26 protein-coding genes are annotated in these 23,445 nt (G+C 67.5%); 7 read left to right on the forward strand and 19 right to left on the reverse strand.

Annotation, left to right across the window (positions count from 1 at the left end; translation table 11 throughout):
- Nucleotides 1–34 precede the first annotated feature (34 nt).
- On the reverse strand, nucleotides 35–988 hold the full coding sequence (senB, locus tag AC1DXK_RS09405; RefSeq protein WP_477297559.1) for a selenoneine biosynthesis selenosugar synthase SenB: 954 nt from the start codon (nucleotides 986–988) through the stop codon (nucleotides 35–37).
- 27 nt (nucleotides 989–1,015) lie between these two features.
- Here senB and senA point away from each other — a divergent pair, with 27 nt between their 5' ends.
- Complete coding sequence (senA, locus tag AC1DXK_RS09410; RefSeq protein WP_477297561.1) at nucleotides 1,016–2,320, forward strand: selenoneine synthase SenA; 1,305 nt, start codon at nucleotides 1,016–1,018, stop codon at nucleotides 2,318–2,320.
- Here senA and AC1DXK_RS09415 read toward each other — a convergent pair.
- Genes AC1DXK_RS09415 through AC1DXK_RS09430 form a run of 4 tightly spaced genes read right to left on the reverse strand, consistent with a single transcriptional unit; the run spans nucleotide 2,317 to nucleotide 6,087 of the window.
- Nucleotides 2,317–3,117, reverse strand: coding sequence for a nucleoside phosphorylase (locus tag AC1DXK_RS09415; RefSeq protein WP_477297562.1), 801 nt, complete (start codon nucleotides 3,115–3,117; stop codon nucleotides 2,317–2,319). The genes senA and AC1DXK_RS09415 overlap by 4 nt on opposite strands.
- 8 nt (nucleotides 3,118–3,125) lie before the next feature.
- The gene (gene selD / locus AC1DXK_RS09420; RefSeq protein WP_477297564.1) at nucleotides 3,126–4,175 is read right to left on the reverse strand and encodes a selenide, water dikinase SelD; all 1,050 of its coding nucleotides are present in this window, start codon (nucleotides 4,173–4,175) and stop codon (nucleotides 3,126–3,128) included.
- Nucleotides 4,176–4,226: 51 nt separating this feature from the next.
- Nucleotides 4,227–5,024 carry a TIGR01459 family HAD-type hydrolase gene (locus AC1DXK_RS09425; RefSeq protein ID WP_477297566.1) on the reverse strand — a complete coding sequence of 266 codons (798 nt, stop codon included), beginning with the start codon at nucleotides 5,022–5,024 and terminating at the stop codon, nucleotides 4,227–4,229.
- The gene (locus tag AC1DXK_RS09430; protein ID WP_477297568.1) at nucleotides 5,017–6,087 is read right to left on the reverse strand and encodes a radical SAM protein; all 1,071 of its coding nucleotides are present in this window, start codon (nucleotides 6,085–6,087) and stop codon (nucleotides 5,017–5,019) included. The genes AC1DXK_RS09425 and AC1DXK_RS09430 overlap by 8 nt, the downstream gene beginning before the upstream one ends.
- Before the next feature lie 381 nt (nucleotides 6,088–6,468).
- Between AC1DXK_RS09430 and AC1DXK_RS09435 the strand changes: the two genes are divergently transcribed.
- From AC1DXK_RS09435 to AC1DXK_RS09450, 4 genes are read left to right on the forward strand one after another with little or no spacing between them, the layout of a single operon-like run.
- Nucleotides 6,469–7,353 (forward strand): putative selenate ABC transporter substrate-binding protein, encoded by an 885-nt coding sequence (locus AC1DXK_RS09435; protein WP_477297570.1) that lies wholly within the window; start codon nucleotides 6,469–6,471, stop codon nucleotides 7,351–7,353.
- Between the two features lie 13 nt (nucleotides 7,354–7,366).
- Nucleotides 7,367–8,047: an ATP-binding cassette domain-containing protein gene (locus tag AC1DXK_RS09440; RefSeq protein ID WP_477297571.1), complete on the forward strand. Its 681-nt coding sequence runs from the start codon at nucleotides 7,367–7,369 to the stop codon at nucleotides 8,045–8,047.
- Nucleotides 8,044–9,606: a PhnE/PtxC family ABC transporter permease gene (locus AC1DXK_RS09445; RefSeq protein ID WP_477297573.1), complete on the forward strand. Its 1,563-nt coding sequence runs from the start codon at nucleotides 8,044–8,046 to the stop codon at nucleotides 9,604–9,606. The genes AC1DXK_RS09440 and AC1DXK_RS09445 overlap by 4 nt, the downstream gene beginning before the upstream one ends.
- A 27-nt stretch (nucleotides 9,607–9,633) precedes the next feature.
- Complete coding sequence (locus AC1DXK_RS09450) at nucleotides 9,634–10,296, forward strand: DoxX family protein (protein WP_477297575.1); 663 nt, start codon at nucleotides 9,634–9,636, stop codon at nucleotides 10,294–10,296.
- An 11-nt stretch (nucleotides 10,297–10,307) separates the two neighbouring features.
- Here AC1DXK_RS09450 and AC1DXK_RS09455 read toward each other — a convergent pair whose 3' ends face one another.
- The 6 genes from AC1DXK_RS09455 to AC1DXK_RS09480 all read right to left on the reverse strand — a co-directional run bounded on the left by AC1DXK_RS09455 (nucleotide 10,308) and on the right by AC1DXK_RS09480 (nucleotide 15,660).
- Nucleotides 10,308–11,030 (reverse strand): glycosyltransferase family 2 protein, encoded by a 723-nt coding sequence (locus AC1DXK_RS09455; RefSeq protein ID WP_477297577.1) that lies wholly within the window; start codon nucleotides 11,028–11,030, stop codon nucleotides 10,308–10,310.
- Nucleotides 11,027–12,100 (reverse strand): radical SAM protein, encoded by a 1,074-nt coding sequence (locus AC1DXK_RS09460; protein WP_477297579.1) that lies wholly within the window; start codon nucleotides 12,098–12,100, stop codon nucleotides 11,027–11,029. Before AC1DXK_RS09460 ends, AC1DXK_RS09455 begins: the two co-directional genes overlap by 4 nt.
- Nucleotides 12,097–13,392, reverse strand: a complete 1,296-nt coding sequence (locus AC1DXK_RS09465) for an MptA/MptB family glycosyltransferase (RefSeq protein WP_477297581.1) — start codon at nucleotides 13,390–13,392, stop codon at nucleotides 12,097–12,099. Before AC1DXK_RS09465 ends, AC1DXK_RS09460 begins: the two co-directional genes overlap by 4 nt.
- On the reverse strand, nucleotides 13,389–14,099 hold the full coding sequence (locus tag AC1DXK_RS09470) for a TIGR04282 family arsenosugar biosynthesis glycosyltransferase (protein WP_477297583.1): 711 nt from the start codon (nucleotides 14,097–14,099) through the stop codon (nucleotides 13,389–13,391). The genes AC1DXK_RS09465 and AC1DXK_RS09470 overlap by 4 nt, the downstream gene beginning before the upstream one ends.
- A gap of 580 nt (nucleotides 14,100–14,679) precedes the next feature.
- Nucleotides 14,680–15,075, reverse strand: a complete 396-nt coding sequence (locus AC1DXK_RS09475) for a hypothetical protein (protein WP_477297584.1) — start codon at nucleotides 15,073–15,075, stop codon at nucleotides 14,680–14,682.
- A 384-nt stretch (nucleotides 15,076–15,459) separates the two neighbouring features.
- Nucleotides 15,460–15,660 carry a hypothetical protein gene (locus AC1DXK_RS09480; RefSeq protein ID WP_477297586.1) on the reverse strand — a complete coding sequence of 67 codons (201 nt, stop codon included), beginning with the start codon at nucleotides 15,658–15,660 and terminating at the stop codon, nucleotides 15,460–15,462.
- A 638-nt stretch (nucleotides 15,661–16,298) separates the two neighbouring features.
- Between AC1DXK_RS09480 and AC1DXK_RS09485 the strand changes: the two genes are divergently transcribed.
- A complete protein-coding gene (locus tag AC1DXK_RS09485) occupies nucleotides 16,299–16,865 on the forward strand; it encodes a phosphotransferase (RefSeq protein WP_477297588.1) in 567 nt (188 codons plus the stop codon).
- A 198-nt stretch (nucleotides 16,866–17,063) separates the two neighbouring features.
- Here the strand turns inward: AC1DXK_RS09485 and AC1DXK_RS09490 are convergent, their stop codons facing one another.
- The 8 genes from AC1DXK_RS09490 to AC1DXK_RS09525 form a co-directional block, all read right to left on the reverse strand.
- Nucleotides 17,064–17,411: a hypothetical protein gene (locus AC1DXK_RS09490; protein WP_477297590.1), complete on the reverse strand. Its 348-nt coding sequence runs from the start codon at nucleotides 17,409–17,411 to the stop codon at nucleotides 17,064–17,066.
- 44 nt (nucleotides 17,412–17,455) lie between these two features.
- A complete protein-coding gene (locus AC1DXK_RS09495) occupies nucleotides 17,456–17,854 on the reverse strand; it encodes a hypothetical protein (protein ID WP_477297591.1) in 399 nt (132 codons plus the stop codon).
- Nucleotides 17,855–18,336: 482 nt separating this feature from the next.
- A complete protein-coding gene (locus tag AC1DXK_RS09500) occupies nucleotides 18,337–18,885 on the reverse strand; it encodes a hypothetical protein (RefSeq protein WP_477297593.1) in 549 nt (182 codons plus the stop codon).
- A complete protein-coding gene (locus tag AC1DXK_RS09505) occupies nucleotides 18,878–19,162 on the reverse strand; it encodes a DUF6074 family protein (RefSeq protein WP_477297595.1) in 285 nt (94 codons plus the stop codon). Before AC1DXK_RS09505 ends, AC1DXK_RS09500 begins: the two co-directional genes overlap by 8 nt.
- Nucleotides 19,132–19,320, reverse strand: a complete 189-nt coding sequence (locus AC1DXK_RS09510; protein ID WP_477297597.1) for a helix-turn-helix transcriptional regulator — start codon at nucleotides 19,318–19,320, stop codon at nucleotides 19,132–19,134. Before AC1DXK_RS09510 ends, AC1DXK_RS09505 begins: the two co-directional genes overlap by 31 nt.
- Before the next feature lie 89 nt (nucleotides 19,321–19,409).
- Entirely contained in the window at nucleotides 19,410–20,051 is a 642-nt protein-coding gene (locus AC1DXK_RS09515; protein ID WP_477297599.1) for a hypothetical protein, read from the reverse strand.
- Nucleotides 20,048–21,358 (reverse strand): tyrosine-type recombinase/integrase, encoded by a 1,311-nt coding sequence (locus AC1DXK_RS09520; protein ID WP_477297601.1) that lies wholly within the window; start codon nucleotides 21,356–21,358, stop codon nucleotides 20,048–20,050. The genes AC1DXK_RS09515 and AC1DXK_RS09520 overlap by 4 nt, the downstream gene beginning before the upstream one ends.
- Before the next feature lie 927 nt (nucleotides 21,359–22,285).
- Entirely contained in the window at nucleotides 22,286–22,432 is a 147-nt protein-coding gene (locus AC1DXK_RS09525) for a hypothetical protein (protein ID WP_457103934.1), read from the reverse strand.
- A 555-nt stretch (nucleotides 22,433–22,987) separates the two neighbouring features.
- Here AC1DXK_RS09525 and AC1DXK_RS09530 point away from each other — a divergent pair.
- On the forward strand, nucleotides 22,988–23,419 hold the full coding sequence (locus AC1DXK_RS09530) for a helix-turn-helix domain-containing protein (RefSeq protein WP_477297603.1): 432 nt from the start codon (nucleotides 22,988–22,990) through the stop codon (nucleotides 23,417–23,419).
- Nucleotides 23,420–23,445: the final 26 nt, after the last annotated feature.

The raw sequence follows: 23,445 nt of genomic DNA on the forward strand, positions 1-23,445 counted from the left end.
CGTGGCCCCATCGCAATCACGTCGGGCGCGTCGCTCAGAGGCGCGAGACAATTCGATGAAGCGCTTCGCGTTCCCTGGTGGGCGTGAAGAGCGTTGCCCGCTCCGCACCGAACGCGTGTAGGTGTTCCAGAAAACGAGGCTCTTCTTCGGCCCGACAGAGCAGCGCAGCCAGGGCCGCATCGTCCCCGACAGGGAAATAGCCCGGATGTTCCGGGCACAGGAGGCCCCGCGTCCCGGGGATGTCGGTGGCGAGGATCGGCAAGCCGGCGACGACCGCTTCCGACACCACGTTCGCGCCACCCTCCTGCTGCGAGCTGAGGACCATGACCCGGGCCCGCGTCAGCCAGCGCCGGACCAGGGAGCCGGGCCGGTCCCCGAGCCACTGGTAACGCGGGTTGTGCGCCATCTCCTCCCGAGCCCGATCGGCCCAGATCTGATCCCGCGCGCCGCCGAGGTGCACGATCCGGATCCGGGATCGGGCCGGCAGGCGCCGGGCCGCACGGGCCGCGCAGAGCGGGTCCTTGACGGAGCGCAGGTGCGCGACGACGAGAACCTCGAAGGCATCGTCCGACATCGGCCAGCGATGCGCCCGCGCGGTGGCGGATTGATGGACCACCGCGACCTTGCCGCGGTGACGCGCCGGGAGGGCATCGGGCACGCCGTCGTGCAGGCCGATCAGGCAGTCCGCCAGATCGAGCGAGCGCAGGGTCGGCTCCGGGTCGGCCGCCAGATCGTGATAGAGATCCGTGCCGGTCAGGGCGACGATGAGCGGTCGATTCGGGTACCGCGCCTTGAAGCGCGCGATCGACGCCGCGCTGCGCCAAGCGTGAAGCGCCAGCATCATGTCGACGTCGGCGTCGTCCGGGTAGGACGTTGACACGTCGACTTGGTGCCCGAGTTCGCGGAGGATGCGCGCCCAGCGCATCGCCGTGGTCCGATTGCCGGCACGCGACGTTCTCGCCGCCGGTGTGATCAGGCTGATTCTCATGGTTGCGACAGGATCCCGGGACGTTTGATGAGCGCACAGGTGTCGACTGCCGATCTCGTGGCGATGCTGGGGGATGCCAGAGCGCGGACACTCGAACTGGTGTCGGGACTCGATCAGGATCGCCTGATGGGCTCACAAAGCGAGATCGTGAACCCCCTGCTGTGGGAAATCGGTCATCTCGCCTGGTTTCACGAGCATTTCATCCTGCGCGGGCTCGACCAGGCCCCGCTCCAACTGGCGGCAGCCGACGGGCTCTACGATTCCGCGCGGGTGCCCCACGCGACGCGCTGGTCGATCCCGCTGCCGGCTTTGCCCGACACCCTCGCCTACATGGCCCGCGTGCAGGCGGCGCTCGTTAGGCGCCTCGACGGCCGCGAGCCGACGGCGCAGGAGGCCGAACTCTACCAGCTCGTCACCTTCCACGAGGACATGCACGACGAAGCCTTCACCTACACGCGTCAGACCCTGGGCTACCCGCAGCCGTCCTTCGCCGCCTCGGCCTCGGCCCGGGACGCGGGGATGGGTCCCTGGCCGGGCGACGTCGCGGTCGGCGGGGGCACGTGGCAGCTCGGCGCCGAGCCCGATGGCGGCTTCGTCTTCGACAACGAGAAATGGGCGCATCCCGTATCCGTCGCGGCGTTCCGCATCGCCCGCGCGCCGGTGACCAACGGAGAGTTCGCCGCCTTCGTGGCGGATGGCGGCTATCGGAATCCCGCCTGTTGGGACGCCGAGGGCGTGCGGTGGCGCGACGGATGCGGTGCCGAGCACCCGGTCTACTGGACGCCTCACGGGCGCGGCGACTGGACCTGCCGGCGGTTCGACCGGGACGAGCCGCTGGCGCCCGATCAGCCGGTCGTCCACGTCAACTGGTACGAGGCCAACGCCTATTGCCGCTGGGCGGGCCGCCGACTACCCACCGAAATTGAATGGGAGGCCGCAGCGGCTGGCGCGCCGACGCCCGACGGCAAATTGAGCAGCACCAAGCGCCCCTATCCCTGGGGGGACCGTGCGCCGACCCCGGAGCACGCCAACCTCGATGGCGGCCATCTCGGCTGTGTCGACGTCGCGGCCTATCCTGAGGGCGACAGCGCCTGGGGCTGCCGGCAGATGCTCGGCAACGTCTGGGAATGGACGGCGAGCCCGTTCCTGCCTTTCCCGGGCTTCGCACCCGACGCCTACAAGGAATACTCGGAGCCCGCCTTCGGAACGCGGAAGGTCCTGCGGGGGGGCGCCTGGGCGACCCGCGCGCGGATGATCGATACCGCCTACCGCAACTTCTTCGGCCCGGAGCGCCGCGACGTGTTCGCCGGCTTCCGGACGGCGGCTCTCTAGATCGGGAACCGAGCGGTCGCGACGGCGGCGACGAGGCGGAGCGCCGTCGTCGCGCCGTTGGCCTCGCCCTTCTCGAAATCGCCGGCCTGACACATCTGGTTGGTCACGTGGGCAAAGCACAGGACGGCCTTGCCGCGCGCCTGCGCGAACGCGTAGAGGGCCGCCGCCTCCATCTCGACCGCGAGAATCCCCCGCGCCCGGGCCGCCGCGATCGCCCGCTCGGTTTCCCTGTAGGGGGCGTCGGTCGTCCAGGTGGCGCCCCGTTCGACGGGCTCGCCGATCCCCGTCAGCGCGGGCGCCACGGCCGCGACCAGGGCGCGCGGCGCGTCGACGAACGCGCCCGGCGGCAGGTAATGGTAGCTCGTGCCCTCGTCGCGGAGGGCCGCCTCGATGAGGATGAAGTAGGGCGGTGCCCGCAGCGCCTTGATCTGTCCCGACGAGGTGATGCTGATCAGGAGTTCGCAGCCGGAGGCGAACATCTGCTCGGCCACCAGCACGGCGAAGGGCGCGCCGACCGCGCACCCGACGATGCCGATCGCGCGCCCGGATTCCTCGAACCGGTGCAGGGTGCTGTGGTAGCAGGCCCAATCGGGATCGGGCTTGGCCCGCCCGGTCTGGCAGAGGTGGCGGACGATGTCGCCGTCCGGGTCCAGGACGCACAGGGCCGGCACTCGGCCTGCGCCCAGACCGCGCTGCCGGCGGGCCTCGCGGAGCAGGTTCTCGGGCGTGAACGCCGAGGCCTCTCCGTGCGCCTTGTCGTGCAGGATCGGAGCGGTCGCCGGCTCGCGGGGCGGCATCAATGCCCTCAGGCCTCGACGCGGATCGCGGCCGGGCCGTTCTCGAACCATCCGACCACGGCCGCCTGCGCGAAGCCCGCGGCGCGGCACTGGGCCAGGATCGCTTCCGCCCGCGCGGGAGTGCAGGTCACGAGCAGGCCCCCGGAGGTCTGGGGATCGGTGAGGATGTGCCGGCGCCAGTCCGGCAGGCCCTCGGGGAGCACAACCTGCCCCCCGAAGCTCGTCCAGTTCCGGTGCGAGGCGCCGGTGACGAAGCCCTCCCGCGCCAGGGCCTCGGCCCGGGGCAGGAGCGGGATGCCGCCCCCGGCGATCACGAAGGTCAGGCCGGCGCCGCGTGCGAGTTCCAGGCCGTGGCCCAGCAGGCCGAAGCCGGTGATGTCGGTGATGGCGTGGACCTCCGGGTCGCGCGCCAGATCTGCCCCGACCCTGTTGAGGCGTGTCGTGGTGGCGACGAAATCCGTGTAGCCGGCGGCGTCAAGGGCCTCCCGCTTGATCGCCGCCGAGTAGATCCCGACGCCGAGGGGCTTGGTCAGGATGGCGACGTCGCCCGCCCGGGCGTCGGCGTTGCGCCGGAGATGGGCACGTTCGCACGAGCCGATCACCGCCAAGCCGTAGATCGGTTCGGGCGTGTCGATCGAGTGGCCGCCCGCGATGGGGATGCCCGCCTCGGCGCAGGTGGCCGCGCCGCCCTTCAGGATCTCGGCGACGATCGCGGGGGCGATCTTGCCGACCGGCATGCCCAGGATGGCCAGCGCCAGCATCGGCTTGCCGCCCATCGCGTAGACGTCGGAGATGGCGTTGGTGGCGGCGATCCGGCCGAAATCGTGGGGGTCGTCCACCATCGGCGTGAAGAAGTCCGTGGTGGCGATCAGGCAGGTGCCGTCATCGAGAGCCCAGACCGCCGCGTCGTCGGCGGTCTCGTTGCCGACCAGCAGGCGCTCGAAGGGACCCGCGACCGGTTGGTCGGCCAAGAGCGCGCGCAGCACCGCGGGATCGAGCTTGCAGCCGCACCCGCCGCCGTGGGCGAGGCTGGTGAGACGAACCGGGGGCGTATCCATCGATCAATCCTCTCGTGTCGTGATCCGGGACGGAACGTGTCGGGCACGCGGTCACCAGACAAGCGCAGGCATCCGGTATAGCCGGTCGGACGCGATTATCGGCGGGGGCTGCGCAGCTCCGATCTGGAGCGCCGCGAAGCCTTTTCCCAGTGCACCCGCCACGTCGAGGGCGACGGTGTCACCGATCCCCAGGACCTGCGCGGGGGCGACAGGCCGTCCGCGCACGCTCTCGGCCTTGTTCAGGGCTCGGCGATAGATCAGGGCGCCGGGCTTCCCGGTCTCAACGACGTGGCCCCCGCGGGCGCGGTAGCGCTCGGCGACGAGACCGGCGAAGCGCAGACGCGTCGCGCCCACCGTCAGGCTCGTGTCGGGGTTGGTGCAGAGCAGGCGCTGGCCGCGCCGGAGCGCGGCTTCGAGGGTCGCGTCGAGGTCGTCGTCGCACTCCGGATAGCCCGTGCAGACGATCTGCTCGGCCGCGTCCACCGGGACCGGCGTGACCGGCAGCCCCTCGAACAGGACCCGGTCGCCCGCCGGTCCGATGTGATGGACGCGCCGGACGGCCGCCGCGTCGAGGAGGCTCCGGGCGACGTCGGCTCCGGTCACGAGGTCGTCGTAGGCGTCCGGGATCCCGCGGACCCGGAGGGATTCCGCCAGACGCCTCCCGGGCTCGGCCGCGTTCGAGACCAGGATCACCGTGCCCCCGCCGGCCCGGAAGGCGGCCAGCGCGTCGGCGGCGGCGGGAAAGGCCCGCGTCGCGTCGTGGAGCACGCCGAAGACGTCGCACAGGATGACCGCATAGGCCGTCGCGAGCCGGCTCAGACCGGCGAGCGCCGCGGGCGCATCAGCCACGGGCGAGCCGCGCCTGGACGATCGTCGTGCAGGCGCTCTCGAGCTTCGGCAGTTCGCGGGCCGGGGCCATGACGACCGACAGGGGCCTGACCTCGCCGCGCACGATCGGGCAGTAGGGATCGACCTGATCGAGCCGCTCCATCAGCCGCCGCCGCCCGGCGCAGCCTCCGTGGCAGGAGTCCTCGTAGGCGCAGCCCCGGCAGGGTTCCGGCAGTGCCCGGACCGCCGCGAAGGGGTCCGTGGAGACGATCGCGCTGCCGGCCTGACGCAGGGTTTCGAGGCTCTGGCCCGCGCCGCCCCAGTATACGCAGGGTTGCACCGTCGCGCGGGGCGTGACGCGCACCGTGCCGACCCCGCATCCGCCCCGGCGCGCCGGGAGGCCCGCCATGGCCCGGACGAGCGGCTCGCCGATGGCGATCACGTCGGTCTCGGCGAAGAGGCGCGCGAACCCGTCCCAGTATTCCGCGTAGGTGAGCGCGAAGGCGTCCGTACGCACCGCCTGGTAGACGTTGATGCGCAGCGGCGCATCGAAGCCGCGGGCCAGGACGGCGATCTCGTGCAGCCGGTCGAAATTGGTCCGCATCATCACGGCGATGAAGGTGACGCCGACGCCCAGCGCCCTGCAGCGGGCGGCCTGTGCCATCACGAGGTCCCAGTTCCCGGCCCCGCGCTGCGCGTCCTGCTCCTCCCGGGTGGGATAGTCGATCGAGAATTCCACGTCGGCGAAGGCCTGCACCGCCGCGTCATCCATCACGGCGATCGAGTGCCCGTTCGACGTGATCGTGAGCTTGATCGGCTCGGCCCGGAGCAGATCGAGAAGCTGCGGAAACTGGGGGTGCATCCCGTTCTCGCCGGTCCCCAGATTGACCGAGCGCACCGGCAGGCTGTCGAGCACCGTCCGCAGCTGTTCTGGTCCGAGCCGGTCCAGGCGATCGGGATCGCGGTAGCAGAAGGAACAGGCGAGATTGCACTCGTTGGTGAGCCCGACGCCCAGGGCGAATGACGGTGTCGGGGCGACGGTGTCCGGCTCCGGAGGGTGCGGCGTCCCGGCGTCCATGGCCATGAATCCTCTCGCCTGATCTTGACAGGCACCATCGGGCGACCGGCGCCCGATTTCGGGCGTCACGGCGTCCTTCGCACGGCAGGCCGCATCGGTAACATCACATCTTCAGTTAGATTGAACACCGCGGCCGGACTTCACTCTCTACACCGGGACGGCCGCCAAGGCCGAAGTCGAACAGGCCGAAGTCATGACAGCGCCCGCCGGACCGATTGCCGCAGCGATGCGACTTTGCGATGGGTAACCGCGCGGTGCGGTGACACGAATGAGGGCCATCAGCAGGCTTCGCCGAGCGCTCCGCTAGACATGGGCTAGCTGTCAGTTGATTGGACATCGATGCCAGCATGGCGTCGTTCGCAGTCGGAATCCGAACGGGAGCACTCGATGCTGAGACGGACATTGGGCCGGGCGTTGCTGGGCGCGTTGGCTTGCCTCGCGCTGCCCCAGGCCGCCGGCGCCCAAGGCGCCAGGCCGACCTTTGTCTTCACGGGCATCCCCGACCAGGACGAGAGCCGCCTCGTCGAGCGCTTCGGCAAGGTCGCCGTCTACCTCGAAACCAAGCTCGGCGTGCCGGTGAAGTACCTCCCGGTGAAGAACTACCCGGCGGCGGTCACGGCCTTCACGAACGGGCAGGTCCAGCTCGCGTGGTTCGGCGGCTTCACCGGGGTGCAGGCGCGCAAGGCCGCGCCCGGGGCGCAGGCGATCGCGCAGGGCGCCGAGGACGCGGCGTTCAAGACCTACCTCATCGCCAACACCAAGACGGGCCTGACGCGCTCGGCCGACTTCCCGAAGGCGATCGCCGGCAAGACCTTCACGTTCGGCTCCCGGGCCTCGACCTCGGGCCGGCTGATGCCGGAATACTTCATCCGCGAGGCGTTCCCGGGCAAGACGCCCGAGGAGGTGTTTTCCCGCGTCGGCTTCTCCGGCGATCACAGCCGCACGATCCAGCTCGTCCAGTCCGGGGCCTTCGAGGTCGGGGCGGTGGACTATTCGGTCTGGGATCTCGACAACAAGGCCGGCAAGATCGACCCGAAGGAGGTCGGCATCATCTGGGAGAGCCCGCCCTTCCCGGATTATCAGTGGACCGTGCGCGGCGATGTCGACACGATCTACGGGGCCGGGTTCACGGATCGGTTGAAGGCGGCGCTGATCGGCATCACCGATCCTGCGATCCTTGCGCCCTTCGCGCGCTCGAAGTTCATCCCGGTGACCAATGCCGCCTACGAGCCGGTGGAGCGCGTTGCGAAATCCACGGGCCTGCTGGATTGAGCCGCGCGCTGCCGTGAGCCTGCCCCAAACCGAAGCCGAAGTCGTTCTGTCGGGCGCGACAGCGGCCTATGATGGCAAGCCCGTCCTGTTCGGCGTGGACCTCACCGTCCGGGCGGGCGAGCGCGTCGCGCTGATGGGTCGATCCGGCGCGGGGAAGTCCACCCTGCTCGGGCTGATCCACGCCCAGGTCCAGCCGCGGGTCGCCCTGATCCCGCAGGCAGCGGCCCTGGTGCGGACGCTCTCGGTGTTCCACAACGTCTACATGGGCCGTCTCGACCGGCGCTCGACCCTACACAACCTGCGAACCCTGGCGTTCCCGGCCCACGCCGATCTCGCGGAGATCAGCGGGATCCTCGGGGAGGTCGGGCTCGCCGACGCGGTCCGGGCCAAGGCCGGGGCGCTGTCGGGCGGCCAGCAGCAGCGCGTCTCGGTGGCGCGGGCGCTCTACAACGGGCGTCCGATCCTGATCGGCGACGAGCCGGTCTCGGCCCTGGACCGCAGGCAGGGCGGTGTAATCCTGGAGCGGATGGTGGCCCGCCACCAGACCCTCGTCCTGGCGCTCCACGACATCGCCCTGGCGCTGGCGCACACGGACCGGATCATCGTCCTCGATGCGGGTCGGATCGTCCTCGACGCGCCCGCCCGCGACTTGGACGAGGCGGCCCTCGCCCCGTTCTACGGGCAGGCCGCGTGAACGTCCTCCGCCTGACGGCGGGCCGCGGCTATGCCGCCGCAACGCGCTGGTTCGTCGGCGGCGCGGCGGCGGCGCTGCTGCTGGCCGACCTCGCCGTCACCAGCCTCCATCCCTGGGCCGACCTGCAGCGCCTGCTCGCCGGCTTGGTCTACCCGGACTTCCCGGCGGTGGAGGTCTGGAGCGTCGTCTACACCGTAGCCTTCGCGATCCTCGGCGTCACGCTCGGGGCCGGGGCCGGCTTCGTCCTCGCCATCCCGTTCGCTAAGGTCCGGAACGTGCGGCTCGCCTGCGCCGGCCTGCGCTCGGTCCACGAGCTGTTCTGGGCGCTGCTGCTGACGCAGGTGTTCGGCCTGTCGGCGACCACCGGCATCCTCGCCATCGCGCTGCCCTATGCGGGCATCTGCGCCAAGGTCTATTCGGAGATCATCGAGGAGGCGGATCTGTCCGCCCTGCGGGTCCTGCCGGCGGGGACCGGCGCCCTCTCGGCGTTCGCCTACGCCCGCCTGCCGGAGGTCGCTGCGGCCTTCCGGCACTACACGCTCTACCGGTTCGAATGCGCCATGCGCTCGACCCTGGTGCTCGGCTTCATCGGCCTGCCCACAATGGGCTTCTACCTCGAATCCGCCTTCCGCCAGGGCCGCTACGCCGAGGCCGGGGCGCTGCTCCTGATCTTCTACGTCCTGATCGGCTCCCGCCGCCTCTGGATGCGCCTCTCGACCCTGCCGGTCCTGCTCGTGGGCAGCGTTCTCGCCCTGCCCAAGACCATCGGGACGACCGACTGGCTGACCAGCCTCGGCCGGTTCCTCGGCCACGACATCGTCCCGAGCCCGCTCCGGTCCGGCGCGCTCCTCGACCCGGCGACCTGGGGCCGGTTCGGGCTCTGGCTCCGGCCGATCGTGACGGAGCAGATCCTGCCCGGCGCGCTCCAGACCTTGGTGCTGGCGCAGATCGCGCTGGTCGCGACCGGCCTCGGCGCGCTGCTCCTGTTTCCCCTCGCCTCCCGCCGCTTCGCCGGGCCGGTCGGGCAGCCGTTCGGGCGGGTCCTGCTGGTGATCGTGCGCTCGACGCCGGAATACATGCTGGCCTACGTGCTGCTGCAGCTGCTCGGCCCCTCGATGCTGCCGGCGATCCTGGCGCTGACGATCCACAATGCCGGCATCGTCGGCTACCTCATGGGCCGCCACGCCGACGACCTCGCCTACCGCCCCGACGCGCCGACCGGCCTGAATCTCTACGCCTACGAGACGCTGCCCCGGCTCTACGGACAGTTCCTGGCGTATCTGCTGTATCGCTGGGAGCTGATCCTGCGCGAGAGCGCGATCTTCGGCATCCTCGGGGTCGCGACACTCGGCTTCTACGTCGATGCCGCCATCTCCGAGCTGCGCCTGGACGTCGCCGTGCTGCTGATCGTCGCCACGGCGCTCCTGACCGCGCTGGTCGACGCCCTGTCCCGGGCGCTGCGTCGCTCGCTGCGCCTCACCGACCTGCCGACCCGCCTGTCCACCAAGCCCTTGCACGGGTCCGCGGCAGACCCACCCCCGCGGGCGGCCTGCACCTGATGCGCAGCTTCTGAGAGGATCGATGCGATGCGGACAGACCCCTTCACCGACACGTGGCTGTTCCTGATCGGGCAGCAGAGCGACGAGGTCGCCCTCGGTTGGGGGCGCTGGCTGGTCGCCGCCGGTTTCGCGCTTCTGGTCCTAGCCAGCATCGTCATCGCGATCCGGGAATGGATCGAGGACCCGGCACAGCGGACGGGCCGCGACGTCACTCTGTGGGCGCTGCGCGCCCTGATCGGCGGCATGTGGTTCCAAGGCATGCTCTGGAAGCTGCCGCTCTTCTCCACCGAGAACGGGCTCTACTATTGGACCAGCGAGGAGGTGACGAACGCCGCCTTCGCGATCCACCGGGAGTTCGTGCAGAGCGTGCTGCTGCCGACGCCGAACTTCTACATCCTGGACGCGCTGGTGTTCGTCACGGAGCTGACCTTTGCGGTCTCGTTGCTGCTCGGGCTCGGCGTCCGGATCGTCGGCGCGATCGGTGTCGCGTTCGTCGCCCAGCTCTGGCTCGGCCTGTACCTGCACCCGCAGGAATGGCCGTGGACCTACGTCTTCCTCGGCGGTCTCATGGCCCTGTTCAGCGTCTTCGCGGCGGGCCGGAGCCTGGGCCTCGACGCCGCGCTGCGCCGCCGGTACCCGCCCGGCCTGACCTTCGGATGGGCCGCCAGCCTGGTCCGCGTCGTGACCTGAGGGGCGGCGCGTCAGCCGGACCGGCGCCCCTCGCGCGACAGGGCGCGGGCGAGGCGCAGGAAGGTCGTGCCGATGACCCAGGCGGCGCGCATCCCCACCCGCCAATCCCCCGAGACCTTCGAGGCGCCGCCCTGCCGCGGGCGCTGCCCGACGGCGACCTCCTCGCAGCGCAGGCCCGCCGCGGAGGCGCGCATCAGCATCTCGAGGTTCCAGCCATAGGTCTCGTCCCGCATGCCGAGACGCTCAAGCGGGTCGCGACGGATCGCCCGGAAGGGGGACATGTCGGTGAAGCGGGCCCCGTAGGTGAGCCGCAGCAGCCAGCCGGCGAGGTGACCGGCGACGATCTGCTGGGGGCTCATGGCGCCCGGCTCGCAATCGCCACGGATCCGGGAGCCCTGCACGAAGTCCGCCCGGCCGGCGCGGATCGGATCGAGCAGGGCTGGGGCGCGGTCGAGCCGGTCGCTGCCGTCGCCGTCGACGAACAGGACGATGCCGGTCTCCGGTGGCAACGCTGCGATCCCGGTCTGGATCGCCCGTCCGTAGCCGCGGCGGCGCTCGAGGATCACGCGCCCGCCCGCAGCGGCGGCCCGCTCCCGGGTGGCGTCCCGCGAGCCGCCATCGACGACGAGGACCGCATCGGCCCCGTTCGCCAGGAGACCCGCGACGACGCCGCCGATCGCGGTCTCCTCGTCGAGGCAGGGCACGATGGCCGTGACGCAGGCTGCGGCGGTCACAGGCTCCAGCGGAGCCCGCAATTGCCGCAGGCCTGCGGCGGCGTGTCTGAGAGCAGGGCCGCCCGGAAATCCGCGTAGGCCGGGCCGTTCCAGATCGCCCGCAGGGTCTCCTGCGTGGCGTCGCCGAGGGTGTAGTTCTCGTAGCCGCGCTGCGAGAACGGCGCGATGCAGCACGGCAGCGCCCGGCCGTTGGCGGTGACGTACATCACGTTCCAGGGCCGTCGGCAGAGCGACCAGGGCGAGCCGTCCGCGTCGCGGCGGAGGCTCATCCCCGGCTCGCTCGCCGCCCCCGAGGCCGAGAAGGTGAGCCCGAGCGCGCGCGCGACCGCCTCAGCCTCGGTGAGGTAATTGGACCCGTCCACCTCCATGCGCTCGTAGAGGGCCTGATCCGGCCGCGCCATGCCGAGGGCGTCGTCCGCGAAGTAGACCAGCCGCTGGAGGTAGACCTCCTTCACGCCGGCCTCGGCCGCCACCCGCACGAAGGCGGGCAGCTCCGGCAGGGTCTCCTTGAGGCCGGTGAGCCACGCCGAGACCCGCGGCTTCGCGTGGCCCTCGCGCTCCTGCAGCGCCCGGAAGGCCCGGACATTCTTCAGGATCCGCTCGAAATAGTCCTTGCCGCGCACCGTGATGTAGGAGGCCCGCGTCGAGGCATCGAGCGAGACCCGCAGCTCGTCCAGGCCGGCCTCGATCAGGGCCCGCCCGTTCTTCTCCGACAGCACCGTGCCGTTGGTGTTGAACAGGACGTAGGTTCCGCGATCCTTGAGGTAGCGGACCATGCGGGGCAGGTCCTTGACCAGCATCGGCTCGCCGACCCCGTGGAGCACGGCGCGGCTGAGATCCGGCACCTGATCGACGATGCGGGTGAACAGCGCCCAGCTCATATCGGCCGGCGGTTCGAGCTCGACATAGGTGCGCGGGCAGGTGGTGCAGAGCAGGTTGCAGCGGTTCGTCACCTCCAGATAGAGGCAGACCGGCAGCCGCTCGACGACGGTCCCGACCGACCGCGGCGCCGCCTCGTGGTAGCGGCGCGGGTCGACAGCGGGTGCGGCGGGTTGCGTGGCCGTCGTCATCGGATGAGCCCGGAACGGCGGCGGATTCCGACCTGCACCAGCGCCGCGGCCGCCACCAGGGCGGCGAGGATCGCCGAGCGGGCGTCATAGGAGGGCTGCGGATCGCCAGGGACGACGTCGTAGAGCATGAAGCCTCCCACCGTGAGGACCCAACCCGGAAGCGTGGCAGCGACACTTAGAAAGGGCACGGCCATCAGGAAGTACCATGGGAATTCGGGCGAGAGCAGAAAGAGTAACATCACGATCGAACAATTGATGTCGCGCAGGCTTCGCTCCGGCGTCCGGATATTCCGGAACCCGGTGCGCAGCGCCAGCGCCGCCAGGGTCATCAGGCACAGGGCCAGGTAGAACTGGGTGTCATGGGGCCACATCCCGACCGACTGCCGCCAGAGCCGCAGCAGCGTGAAGCCCGAGCCCGAGGACAGGCCCTGCTCGTCGGTGTAGCCCGTGGCGAGGAAGCCGAGCACGCCGCTCCCGACGGACAGGTAGGGCAGATAGGCCAGCGCGATCACGACCGGCACGAGGGCGACCATCCGCCCGTCCCAGGGCCGCCACAGGCCGGGCAGCGCGATCAGGGCGAACGGCTTGGCCAGCGCCGCCAGCACCACCGATGTCGCGCCCGCGTAACGGCGGCCGACGGCCAGCGCCAGCCACAGGCCGAGCATCATCAGGGCGATCATCAAGCCGTCGACATGGCCCTGGCCCGCGATCTCCCAGACCGGGAGCGGGTGCCAAGCGTAGGCTGCGACGCGGGCCTCCGACTGTCCCGTGAGGCGCAGCAGACCGATCAGGGCGACGATCGTCATACCCTCGCACGCCACGAGGGCGACCTTGATGGCGAGCGGGCTCGCCAAGACGCGGGTGACGAGGAGGAAGAAGGCCTGGGCCGCCGGGGGGTAGATGGTCACCGCGTAGTCGGCGCGGTTGATGAACGGATAGACCTGCGCGTCGCGCAGGAATGTCAGCGCCGGGTCGGCCGGGACATAGCGGTAGGGGTTGATCCCGGCGCCCTGCACAAGCCCGTCCCAGACGTAGCGGAAGATGTCGGTCGACAGGATCGGCGGCGCGGACAGCGCGAGGAGCCGCATCGCGAGGCCGGCGCCGACAATGATGGCGAGCGCCCGGGGTCCCGTAAGGTCGTCCATGCGCGCGGCCAGGGCGGCGATCACGCCGCCGGCGCAGGCGAGCGCCAGGAACGCATCGTCGCCGAAGCCCCGAAGAAGCGGCATGCCGAGCCCGATCAGCACGGTTCCGGCGATGCCGAGTGCCGTCAGGCGCCGGACAGGGCTCACGCGTCACGCCATTGGGTCAGCAGCGCGCGCGTCGCGGGCGCCTGCCCCCCGACGAGGCCGTCCGCGGCGAACGCCGGCGGGAGGCCCGCGATCTCGTCTTGCAGGAGGCGGAATGTCGCCGCGTCGTCGATGTCGTACCAAAGGGGAAGCACCTTGGCCTCCAAGTCGATGCCGGCGGCCTGCTCCAGCGTACGGACCAGCACTGCGTCCGTGCTCCACGGGATGCCGGCGAAGAGTTCGGGATGATCGGCCTTCAGCCCGATATGCGTGTAGCCGCCGTCGATGGCGGGCCCCAGCACCACGCGGTCCCCGGACCGTCGCAGGGTGGTGACGGTGTCCGTGAGCAGCGATGCGGGCAGGGTCGGCGAGTCGGCGTTGATCAGCACGACACAGTCGTGCGCCTGCTCGGTCAGGAGACGACGCACGGCCGTTCCGAGGATGAGTCCGAAATCGGATCCTTCCTGAAGCAGCAGGCGGAACGCGGGCGGCAGGATGGCAGCGAGCTCGGCCTCCGATCCCGCGGGCGCATAGATGCCGTATCCCTGCCTGCCCAGCGCCTCCGGGACCGCGAGCACGACACCGGCGACATCCGCCAGGAAACAGGCAGAGAGACGGGCTGCCTTCTCCGGACCGAGGCGTGCGGCAAGGCGCGTTTTGGTCAGGCCGGGGCGCGGGGCCTTGCACATGATCCCGAGCGCTGCCGTCATGCATCCCCCATGTCGGCGCAGCGCCGCGCGCCCGAAGCTGTGATGGGACGATGCGTCCGCAGCAAAGGGAGAGCAAATTGTTGCTGGAAAGCCAAATCACAAAGTGCGATCGGGTATGGCTCTCGCGGCTGATGAGGATCTGCGGGATGCCTGCACCGGGCCATTTGAAGCCCGCACAGACCGGACGCTTAGTGAGGCGCGAGCCTCCGGGAGAAGGGCCGTCCGCTCTTGCCATGGCGGCACGCGGAAGCGGACCAGCCGCTTTCGGCCACCTTCGGTCATCTGAAGGCGACCAAACCTCCAGCAAGCAGATGTTCCGAAACGCTGAGTATGATCGCGGTCGAACCTACGGCGGCGAAGTTTGGGAAAAAGGGCTGCCTTAGCATTTAGGTGGGCGCGAGTGCGGCGGCCAAACTTGATAAGCAGTTGCAGGGCAATGCTCTGAAGCATGATGCGAGGGACCCGCGCCGCAGCGGCATCACGGCAGGAAGGCTCAGGGTCATTTTGAAGATTGCAAGCAACAGGCTGAGGTTGCGCAACTTGCCGGACTGCCGACTTGCAGGCGCCACACGGCATTGCCTCAGGTCGAAACGCCGCGATCGAGGCGGCTTTTGTCTGGCGGGGCAAGCAATTTCAGCGCGGCGGCCGCGGCTGCTGTGCTGAAGGGCCGTCCATCCCCAAGTGCAGCGCGCATGAGCTCCTTTCGAATGTTCGCCTGCAGAGCGATCCGCCCCAGATTGATGTCGGTGCCGAAGAGTTGCGTGACCTGCTCCGCATCAATTCCAAGCGCTGCGCTGATCTGCCTGTCATCAGCTCCGAATGCTGCCAAGGCGAGTGCGCATCGCCGTTGGCGGCCGACCACTGTACGCGGCAGACGCTCAAGCAATTCCACGAAATCGAGAATGGGTTCGGGCGCAATAATCGTCGCCCGCTTCCGACCCGCGCCTGGGCGTTTACCGCCGTGCTGACCCGCCATCACAATCTCCAACTTGAATTACGAAATCGGACCAATGAAAAATAAAATCTGCGAGTGAGATCCCGTGCGGTCCGAACCCCTGATCGGCTGAAGATTGGCCCCTACCCCTCCTCTTCAGCATGGGAGGGATCATTCGGTCGCCTGCTGGATCAGCGCCGACGCGGTGGCGATGCGGGCGAAGACGTCGGGCGTGGCGGCCATGTCCGGGGCTGCTGGTCAGGGTAGCTACTACGGCCTGGGCAGCTTCCCTGCGCCATTCCGCCATTGCTGATGCGTAGGCCACGGCGGCGATGTTTCCGGCTCGCTAGGCCGCAGGGACGTCGATCGCGTGCACCGGGACGCGCCTGATGAGGGCCGCCAGTATCTGGCTCGGGTCGTCCCGCATCACGCGGCCACCTCGTTCAGTCCACGTTCGGCGGCGAGATCGTCGACGATCGCGCTGATCTTGGCATCCGTCATGCCGATGTCCGTTGCCCGGGCCAAGACATTCAGCCGGGTTGCGCGGACGTTTGCGGCCTGCAAGTCGGCCAGGACCTGCCACAGCGGGGACGAGTGCGCGGTGGCAACCTCTGTTTCAGTGATCATGGAAGGCTCACAGTTACGCAACTCTGAGCGTCAGATACCACAACAAGTATCCAACCCGCCATTGGCTCCGCTTGCCGCATTCGCGGGCGTGCGGGGGTGCTAGACAACGTGGTCTAGCTATTCTTTCTCTATAAATTACCGGGGATTGTAGATCGCTTATATGTAGCCTACCGCAAACTAATCCAGATTGAGCTTCAGGCTATATCGAGCGATCGTGAGGCGTCCAGGATCCTCGACACGATGCGCAACCCGATGACATTCCGGGGGGCTCGGGAAGGCTGTGAGGCGCGGAAGCGAGTGAGCGACATCGACCTCCACGCCCTCTCCAGCCGCTACGGGCGCGTGTTCGCCGGCTGCACGTTGGTCGTCCCCGGCGCGAACCGAACCTATCGTCTCAACGCGGGCGACAATGCCTACTATCTGCGTCTCTACCGACCATTCGGCCGATCCAAGGTCGAGATCGCATTCGAGATGTGCCTGCTGCGCGAGTTCCGGCCGATGCCGGGCATCGACGTGGCGCGACCGATCCCGACTGTTGACGGTGCGCATTGCGCGCACGTGCTGTTCGACGGCGCAGACCACGTGGCCGGCCTGTTCACGCCCTCGACGGTCGGCCGATCGCCGACGACCCGGAAGACGTGGCGCTGTTCGGCTCGGCGCTGGCGCGGCTGCACGGGGCTCTATCCGGGATCGAGGCCGGCGGTGCGCGTCCGCTCGATCCAACAAGGCTGTGCGCCCACCCCGCTGCGTCGCTGGCGGGCATTACCGGCAGCGACGCCGTGCGGCACGCCGTAGACCGATACCTCGCGGAGATGCTGAGCGATCCTGCGACGCACGATCTGCCGCCGGGAAATTGTCACGGGGACGCACGGCTGGCCAACGCCATTACTCAGGACGGCACGATCGGCTTCTTCGATGTCGATGATTGTGGCCACGGCCCCTACGCGCTCGATCTCGGGACCGCGATTTGGCATTTCGTGCGCGGTGACCCGGCGAAGGCAGTGCTCATCGCCGCGCTATTGGGGGGCTATGAGCGCGTGCGCCCGCTGTCCGGGGCAGAGCGGCGCGCATCGCCGCACTTCGTCAAGCTGGCCGAAATCCGCGCCCTGCTGTTATTCGCGGAGTTCTGCATCCTAGCGGACGATCTCTGGCTGAAAGTCTTCGACAAAGCGGCAACCGTGCTGGATCGCAAGCTGAGGTTCTGAAGCCGCACCGCCTGCGCAATCGTCGGCTTTGCGCGGCGATCAAATGGCGATTCGGATCTCGGTGAGCGAATTGGACCTCGCCACCAATTCAGTGCGCCGACAGTTCCGACACCGGCGCATCGGCAAGCCGCACCACAACGAGAGACGGCCGCCCCGGGTGGCGCGGCCGTTCGACGACGTCGCGCGCTGGCTTGCCGCTCAGCCTCCGTTAGGCACTCGGCCTGCCGTTTTCGGCTTACGCGAGACGCGGCGCTCGACGACTAGAGCACGGCGAGGCGGCGGCTCGGGAACTGGCAGCGGTGGGTCAGTCGATGGCACCTCGCCCAATTCCTTGAGCGGTGGCATCACGGACGCGACCTCCGCGAACACGGTGAATTCGTCACCGTGCCGCTCGGCCAGACGCCGTGCCTGGGCTTCAGCTTCGTCCCGGCTGGCATGCTCAAAAGGTCGGCTCGCAATCCGGACCAGGATTCCAGATTCCTTGTGTCGCCGTGCGATCATGTAGCCGCCGCGGATGGTTTGTTCCGGCTTTTCGATCTGGCCCATGGTCTCGGTAGAAGTGCGTTTCGGATATGTCATTGCCGGCCCCTTCAATGCACGCTGCGAATGAACGGGAGGATGACTTGGAGCGCATAGACGTAGGCGTTGGCATACTCACCATTGGCGCCTTGATCACCGAAAAGGTGTTCGAGGAAGGCGCCGAATGATCGCCGCTTCGGGAAATCCTTGCTGCCGAACTCCGTCTCGCGAATCCGCCGGGCCAGCTCGACCGGGCCGCGATAAGCCGCTGTCGAGAGCACCAGCAGCTCGGATTGATTGTGGAAGCCCACTTCCAGCGCTCTGGTAGCCTCGTACAGCCCAGCGCGTCGTTCCTGCTCAACGGAGCCGTCCGACAGCCAGGGCAGATCCCGTGCGTCGCGCAACGTCTTCAGAGCGGCCGAGACCGAGCCACCATTGGCAATGATCCGATTTGTGTTATTTGCAGACATGGCTTTCATCTCTAGTGGGGATGGGGCTGATCAGGCCGAGGGGCGGGTTCCAGCCGCTTCCTCGGCCACTTTGTGCCAGCAGGGCGCTGGCGCACTTCACAGGCCACAGAGCGCGGCCGGCGAATTTGTCTTCTTTTTTTATTTTCGAATTGCTGTAAGCTTGAAGCGTCGTCAATCAAGCTGCATCAGAATCCTTGGCTTCAGCTCGATTCAATTCGCGACCAAGCCTATTCACGGCCTGAAGCATGAAGTCTCGATTCAGGTCGGCGTGCGGAAAGAAGCTGGTCGCATTCAGAGCCGTTCCTAAACCGGATAGTCGGACGAGGCGGCCGTTGGCGTCGCGAAGTGCACCATCGTGACCGACGGACCACGGAGTTGGCTGACGCTGCACTGGCGCTATTCTCATGGGACCCTCACCGAGAATATAGAGAGTGGACGCACAGGTGCGTCCAGGACAGAGGACGCACGGGCGCGTCCAGGAGCTAGGCTGCTTGTGGACGCGCTACCGCGTCCGGCCCAGACGCACCCGTGCGTCCAGCTTTTTGTTTTTCGCGACGCTCCGCTTCCTGCTTTTCAAGAAGCTTCTTTGGCTGGGTCGCGTAATTTCTCTCCGCCTCGGCCTTCGCCAAAGCGGCTTGGGCCTGCTCTTCGGTCTCTATCAATCGCCAGTCGTGCGTGGGATCTAGACTACGCCCGGACCCAAAAACGTAAGTCAGTCGATAGAGGTTCGGCCGTCTAAATTTTGAAATCGAACGGCCGCCGACCTCCGAGACCTTCACAAAACCGAGGTGTACGCACTGGCGGATAGCAAGGGCTACGGAGGCTCGACGAATCCCAGCCTGTGCGAAGTCCGAGCGAGTGCACGGCAGCCGCCCATTATCGGCTCCGCCGTGCCGCATGTGTTCAAGCTCCAGTCTGTCGAGGGCGCGCCGGGCAGCGTCGGGAAGATGCCTCCAGGCTAGCGATTCCTTCATCTCCTTCGAGTGGACGACGAAGCTGGTCGTGATGGAGTTCTTCTTGCGCTTACCCATTGCGGGGGGCGCCCTCTGCGATCAGGAGTCGCCAGAGGTGCACACGAATGGCGCCCTCATACGTTCCGACCTCGGTCCGGATCAGCGGCTCCGCGACTCCCTTCTTGCGAAGGCCTTCCTCGAGCCGCCGAAGCTGTTCACGGAGGTGGCCCTCCGCGTGATTGGCCGGCACTCCAGCCATGTAGCCCGATGTCTTCCGAATCTGCGGCAGGCGCCGGGCAAAGCGGAATGGGAGGACGGTGGCGCTCACGCTGCGGTTTCCCGCGAGACGAGCCACGCATCAAGATCGCTCGAGCGCCATCCGACTCGGTGCTCAGTGATCTTCACCGGCGCAGGGAAGCGCCCTGCCTTAATCTGCTGCGCGCGGACGCTGCGCGACAGGCCGGTGATTTCTTTGACCTCTCGCTCTCGGAGAATGCGGTATTGGGTGGTCATCTCGTGCCGTCCTTTCAGATAGGGCGGCACCACATTGTTCTGAGAAGCTCAGACTGTGACGTTGGCTCATTTCGAGGGAATTTCGTAAATTAGCCTCCCAGAAAAACCTCCACGAGCGGATTGCCGCCCTCCTTCAAAGTGCGTGCGCGCTGCTTGTGAAACGCCTCGATAGCACCGGCCTCCGGAACGTAATTGGCAATGACATAGGTGCAGAAGGCGCGAATAAACTCTACCCAAGGCCCGCAGATCTGCTGTGCAGCATTCCGACTAACTGCCGCTTTCTTCCCAGTCTTTTGCTCATAGATCTCGGTGGCTCGAAGCCAAGCCGCACGGCGAGGTAAATTACCTTTAGGACCGCGGGTAGTTTTCATCGTTGCTGCCAGTAGATCACATAGACCACCGATCGACCGAATTGCTTGCAGATGCACATCTGCGAAGGGGTTGTCGGGATCGTCGTCGAAAAACGTCATTCCGTTTAACTGCAGAAGCATTTGCATCTGAACATGCTTTCTCACACGCTCGCTCTTGGATGCAAGACTACGACTGATAAATGCCATTCGCTTCAGGTCGTCGACTAGATCGACCGATGTGGCAAAATTATCGATATTAAAATTCCGCCAGATATCTGCTGCTGCGCCGATTTCAAGCTGGGTTGCCGCATCATCAGAGCTGACGCCGAGAGTGGCGGCGATGACTGACCATGCCCGCTCCTCATGCTGGTCGCTGTTCATGCCGTCCCCCGTGAGATCGGCAGCAACTGGGCGCTGACTTGCTCAAGCCCGATCACCTCGGCGACATGACGCTCCCACGCCTCCAAGGCGATACGCTTTTCTCGAAGTCGTTCGTATTGATCGTAATGCGCCTCGTGCACGTCGCCCCAGCAATGAGCCAACACCGCGAGGCGGTCTTCCCGAGGTATGCGGAGCTCGGCGAGGCGCGTCGCCAGGGTTCGCCGAAGATCATGCGGGGTCGGCGGGTCAGCCTGTAGGCGCCGCACCGTCTCGCCGTCTGATCCATCCGTAGGCAGGCCGGCAATGATGCGGCCCATTGCCTGGGAAAGGGAATGGCGGGCAAGCCGCTCGCGGGCCGCGTACCGGCTTACGAATACGAATCCTTCGCTGCGATCGTCCGATGTTAGCGCGGCGGAAATGATCTCCAGAGCCATGCTAGGTAGCGGAATGACGTGCGGCCGGCGGGCCTTCATCCGCTCTGGCGGGAACTCGATTCTCGCATCTCTCGGCCGAGATAGGTTCACGAGTTCGGTCCGCTGTAGGCCGGCAATTTCGCCTGGGCGCTGGCCAAGCAGGATCAATACCCGGAATGCCGCGACTACGCTGGCTGACAGGCCGGCGCCATCAAGCGCATGCCAGAACACCCGAAGCTCATCATCGGTCAGCGTGCGGGTCTTGCCCCTGGCTTCCTTCGCAGGCTTCTTCAAGCCCACCATCGGGCTGGCATCGAGCAAGCCGTCGTCGACAGCCCACCCGAAAAGCTTCGCCAAAACGGACCGCGTTCGGTTCGCTCCAACCGGTGTGCGGTCACGGATCTTCGATAGCAGCCTCCCGGCATCCTGCTTTGTGATCGTGCTGGCAGCGCGACAGCCCCACGGCTCCCGAACGTGGCGCTTCAAATAGCCTTCATCGTTCTGCCACGATGCCTTCTCGCGCTTGGCGTACTTCTCGATGTAGAGGTCTGCCAGTTCGCCGAACGTGAGCGCCTTCCGCTCTTCCGCGGCGCGCTGCTCTTGAATCGCTGCAATGCGCTCTGCGGCCGGATCTGCACCCTGATCCACTTCAAGGCGGATGCGATTCGCCCGCTCGCGCGCCTCAGCGAGGCTCACCTCGGGATATGCGCCAATCCGCTCCCGGCGCTTGCTGGTGCCTCCGCGAGCCGTGAAGCGCACCGTCCACGACTTTAGGCCGGTGGGCATCACGCGCAGGCACAAGCCCGCACATCGGGTGTCCCATAGCTCGAGGATGCCGCTGGAAGGAGAGGGGGCCGCCTTGACCCGCGTGTCGGTGAGCAGTTCCTTTGGCATGGATCCATCCCGCAGCAGTGGACCCAAACAGCCGACTCGAGGGCCGCCTTGGGTCCGTTCTGGGTCCGAAACTTCCGGACTGTGCCGGACCGTTTGGACCCATTCTGAGCATCCTGCGGTGCCAAGCCTCGAAAAATCAATGTGTTCTGGACCGCTCTGACTAATTCAGGACGCCTGCGGCATTTCTGGGGGACTAGGGGTCGTGGGTTCGAATCCCGCCACTCCGACCATTATTCCGTTGTGAGCGCAATGACTGAGCCTCTGGACCGGAGGGGCTCGCCCACGAACCCGAATGTCTGTGGCCGAGAGCGGCCCATGGTGCGGCGTCGTGACGATGGTCCTGCCGCGACGCTCGCGCGGCTGTTCCGATAAGGGCTTACGGGGGTGGTGCGGATCGCCAGGGTTCAGGCGGCACCGGTGCCCGGATGGGTACGGCACGCAGGCTTCCCCCTCAGGGCTGCGCGCCGAGGGGCCTACGCGCGGCCGAAATGCCGGAGCACGAGGGGCTCGTCGCGGGGTAGCTGGATCCCCCGGGGCTGCGAACGGGACGTGCGTCCGGCAAAGACGGCTATGCCGAACAGGGCTACCGATCCGGTCAGCGCAACGATGACGCACCACCAGAACACGACATCAAGCATGGCTGGTCACGACGCTCCGACTCCATGCGGATACCTCGCGCGGTATGGTGAATGCCCGGTTAAAGACGGGTTCGATCCGGGCTCTACGAGGCCCGCGACGCGGCACGGCGCGGGTCCGGCAACGACTTCAGCGCGCTCAAGGGCAGCATCGGTGGTATAGTCTAGACCCGTGTCGGGACATGGGGTGGCCGATCCGACGCGTTGGATGAGGCGCCGGCGGAAGGCGCCGACATCACGGGATTGGCCGTCAGCGAGAGCTGGCGGCGGATCTCCGGCCCGGATGCGGGGTTCAGCGGTCTCGGCGCGTCGACGTGATGGCGGTCAGTTTCCGCAGGACCCGCTCGATATGCGCACGCAGCGCCGATGTCTCGGTCACCGGCTCGGCAGGGTCCGCCGCATCGACGGTCTCCGGGAGGGCGGTCAGGAAATCGGTCATCGATGCCGGCACTGTGAAAGGACTTCAACCTTACTGCTGGTTGCAGTGAGCGAATACATCATTTCATAGATACTGACGACTGAAAAACGCCAGTTTTTGCCGGCTTGGCACGGATGGTCTCTGGACGAAATCAGATACCGCGGCTTTCGCGGTCGGATCGGTTTCGCGCTTCCTTGCCATCCTGGATCCCTTCGCGAGAGCAGTTCGGCGCCCGCGTGCCGGCATGGCTCCAGTGTCGCGGTTCCGAACACTTTCGGGACGGATCCGCCCGTCTCGGTAGTCTTCGTCGTCCCGGAGAAATGCAGGACCGGTGTCCGGAGACGATTGCAGACCAGGCAAGCCCTGCGCCATACGGCCGAAGGAGAAGTCTACGGACCCCGTCCGGTGGGCTCGCACGCTGCGGCTTGGCGGGAAGGACAATCGACCGCGGAGCCATGCGCCTGGCGCAACTAGCGCTTGCGCAACTTATTGGTGCACTAAGCAGTTTGCGGTTGCGTCTTTCCGAGCGGTTGCCGGTAAGGCGACCATTCCTGCCCCCTACAAGGCTGTCCTTCGATGTCGTCCCCTCCGAAGCCCAAGTCCGCCACCGAGGCCGATCGCACGATCGGCAACCGCATCGCGACGCTGCGCGTGGCACAGGGCCTGAGCCAGACCGATCTCGGTCAGGCGATCGGCGTGAGCTTTCAGCAGGTCCAGAAGTACGAAAAGGGCCGCAACCGCATCGGCGCAGGCCGGCTGCAGGCCATCGCCGACCTGCTGCGGGTTCCGGTCGACACCTTTTTCGCCGGGCCGCCGGAGGGCAGCGGCGGACGGATCGCACCCACGAGCTTTCTCGACGATCCGAAGGTCATGGAATTGGTTGTGGCGTTCACGGCCATCACCGACGAGACGACCCGCAGCGGCATCCTGTCGATCGTGGAGGCGGCGGCCGCCCTCCACGAGAAGCGCTCGGCCGTGCGGATTCCGGATCAGGGAGCCGAAGCCTGACAAGGCACGTGAGGCGGCCGGATCCC

The sequence above is a fragment of the Methylobacterium sp. P3_A11 genome (genome assembly GCF_056403155.1).

Bases quoted from the DNA above. Each gene is read 5' to 3' on its own strand.
- senB (WP_477297559.1), bottom strand. From the start codon at position 988: ATGAGAATCAGCCTGATCACACCGGCGGCGAGAACGTCGCGTGCCGGC.
- senA (WP_477297561.1), top strand. From the start codon at position 1,016: ATGAGCGCACAGGTGTCGACTGCCGATCTCGTGGCGATGCTGGGGGAT.
- AC1DXK_RS09415 (WP_477297562.1), bottom strand. From the start codon at position 3,117: ATGCCGCCCCGCGAGCCGGCGACCGCTCCGATCCTGCACGACAAGGCG.
- selD (WP_477297564.1), bottom strand. From the start codon at position 4,175: ATGGATACGCCCCCGGTTCGTCTCACCAGCCTCGCCCACGGCGGCGGG.
- AC1DXK_RS09430 (WP_477297568.1), bottom strand. From the start codon at position 6,087: ATGGCCATGGACGCCGGGACGCCGCACCCTCCGGAGCCGGACACCGTC.
- AC1DXK_RS09435 (WP_477297570.1), top strand. From the start codon at position 6,469: ATGCTGAGACGGACATTGGGCCGGGCGTTGCTGGGCGCGTTGGCTTGC.
- AC1DXK_RS09450 (WP_477297575.1), top strand. From the start codon at position 9,634: ATGCGGACAGACCCCTTCACCGACACGTGGCTGTTCCTGATCGGGCAG.
- AC1DXK_RS09460 (WP_477297579.1), bottom strand. From the start codon at position 12,100: ATGACGACGGCCACGCAACCCGCCGCACCCGCTGTCGACCCGCGCCGC.
- AC1DXK_RS09470 (WP_477297583.1), bottom strand. From the start codon at position 14,099: ATGACGGCAGCGCTCGGGATCATGTGCAAGGCCCCGCGCCCCGGCCTG.
- AC1DXK_RS09475 (WP_477297584.1), bottom strand. From the start codon at position 15,075: ATGGCGGGTCAGCACGGCGGTAAACGCCCAGGCGCGGGTCGGAAGCGG.
- AC1DXK_RS09480 (WP_477297586.1), bottom strand. From the start codon at position 15,660: ATGATCACTGAAACAGAGGTTGCCACCGCGCACTCGTCCCCGCTGTGG.
- AC1DXK_RS09490 (WP_477297590.1), bottom strand. From the start codon at position 17,411: ATGGGCCAGATCGAAAAGCCGGAACAAACCATCCGCGGCGGCTACATG.
- AC1DXK_RS09495 (WP_477297591.1), bottom strand. From the start codon at position 17,854: ATGTCTGCAAATAACACAAATCGGATCATTGCCAATGGTGGCTCGGTC.
- AC1DXK_RS09500 (WP_477297593.1), bottom strand. From the start codon at position 18,885: ATGGGTAAGCGCAAGAAGAACTCCATCACGACCAGCTTCGTCGTCCAC.
- AC1DXK_RS09510 (WP_477297597.1), bottom strand. From the start codon at position 19,320: ATGACCACCCAATACCGCATTCTCCGAGAGCGAGAGGTCAAAGAAATC.
- AC1DXK_RS09515 (WP_477297599.1), bottom strand. From the start codon at position 20,051: ATGAACAGCGACCAGCATGAGGAGCGGGCATGGTCAGTCATCGCCGCC.
- AC1DXK_RS09520 (WP_477297601.1), bottom strand. From the start codon at position 21,358: ATGCCAAAGGAACTGCTCACCGACACGCGGGTCAAGGCGGCCCCCTCT.
- AC1DXK_RS09525 (WP_457103934.1), bottom strand. From the start codon at position 22,432: ATGACCGATTTCCTGACCGCCCTCCCGGAGACCGTCGATGCGGCGGAC.
- AC1DXK_RS09530 (WP_477297603.1), top strand. From the start codon at position 22,988: ATGTCGTCCCCTCCGAAGCCCAAGTCCGCCACCGAGGCCGATCGCACG.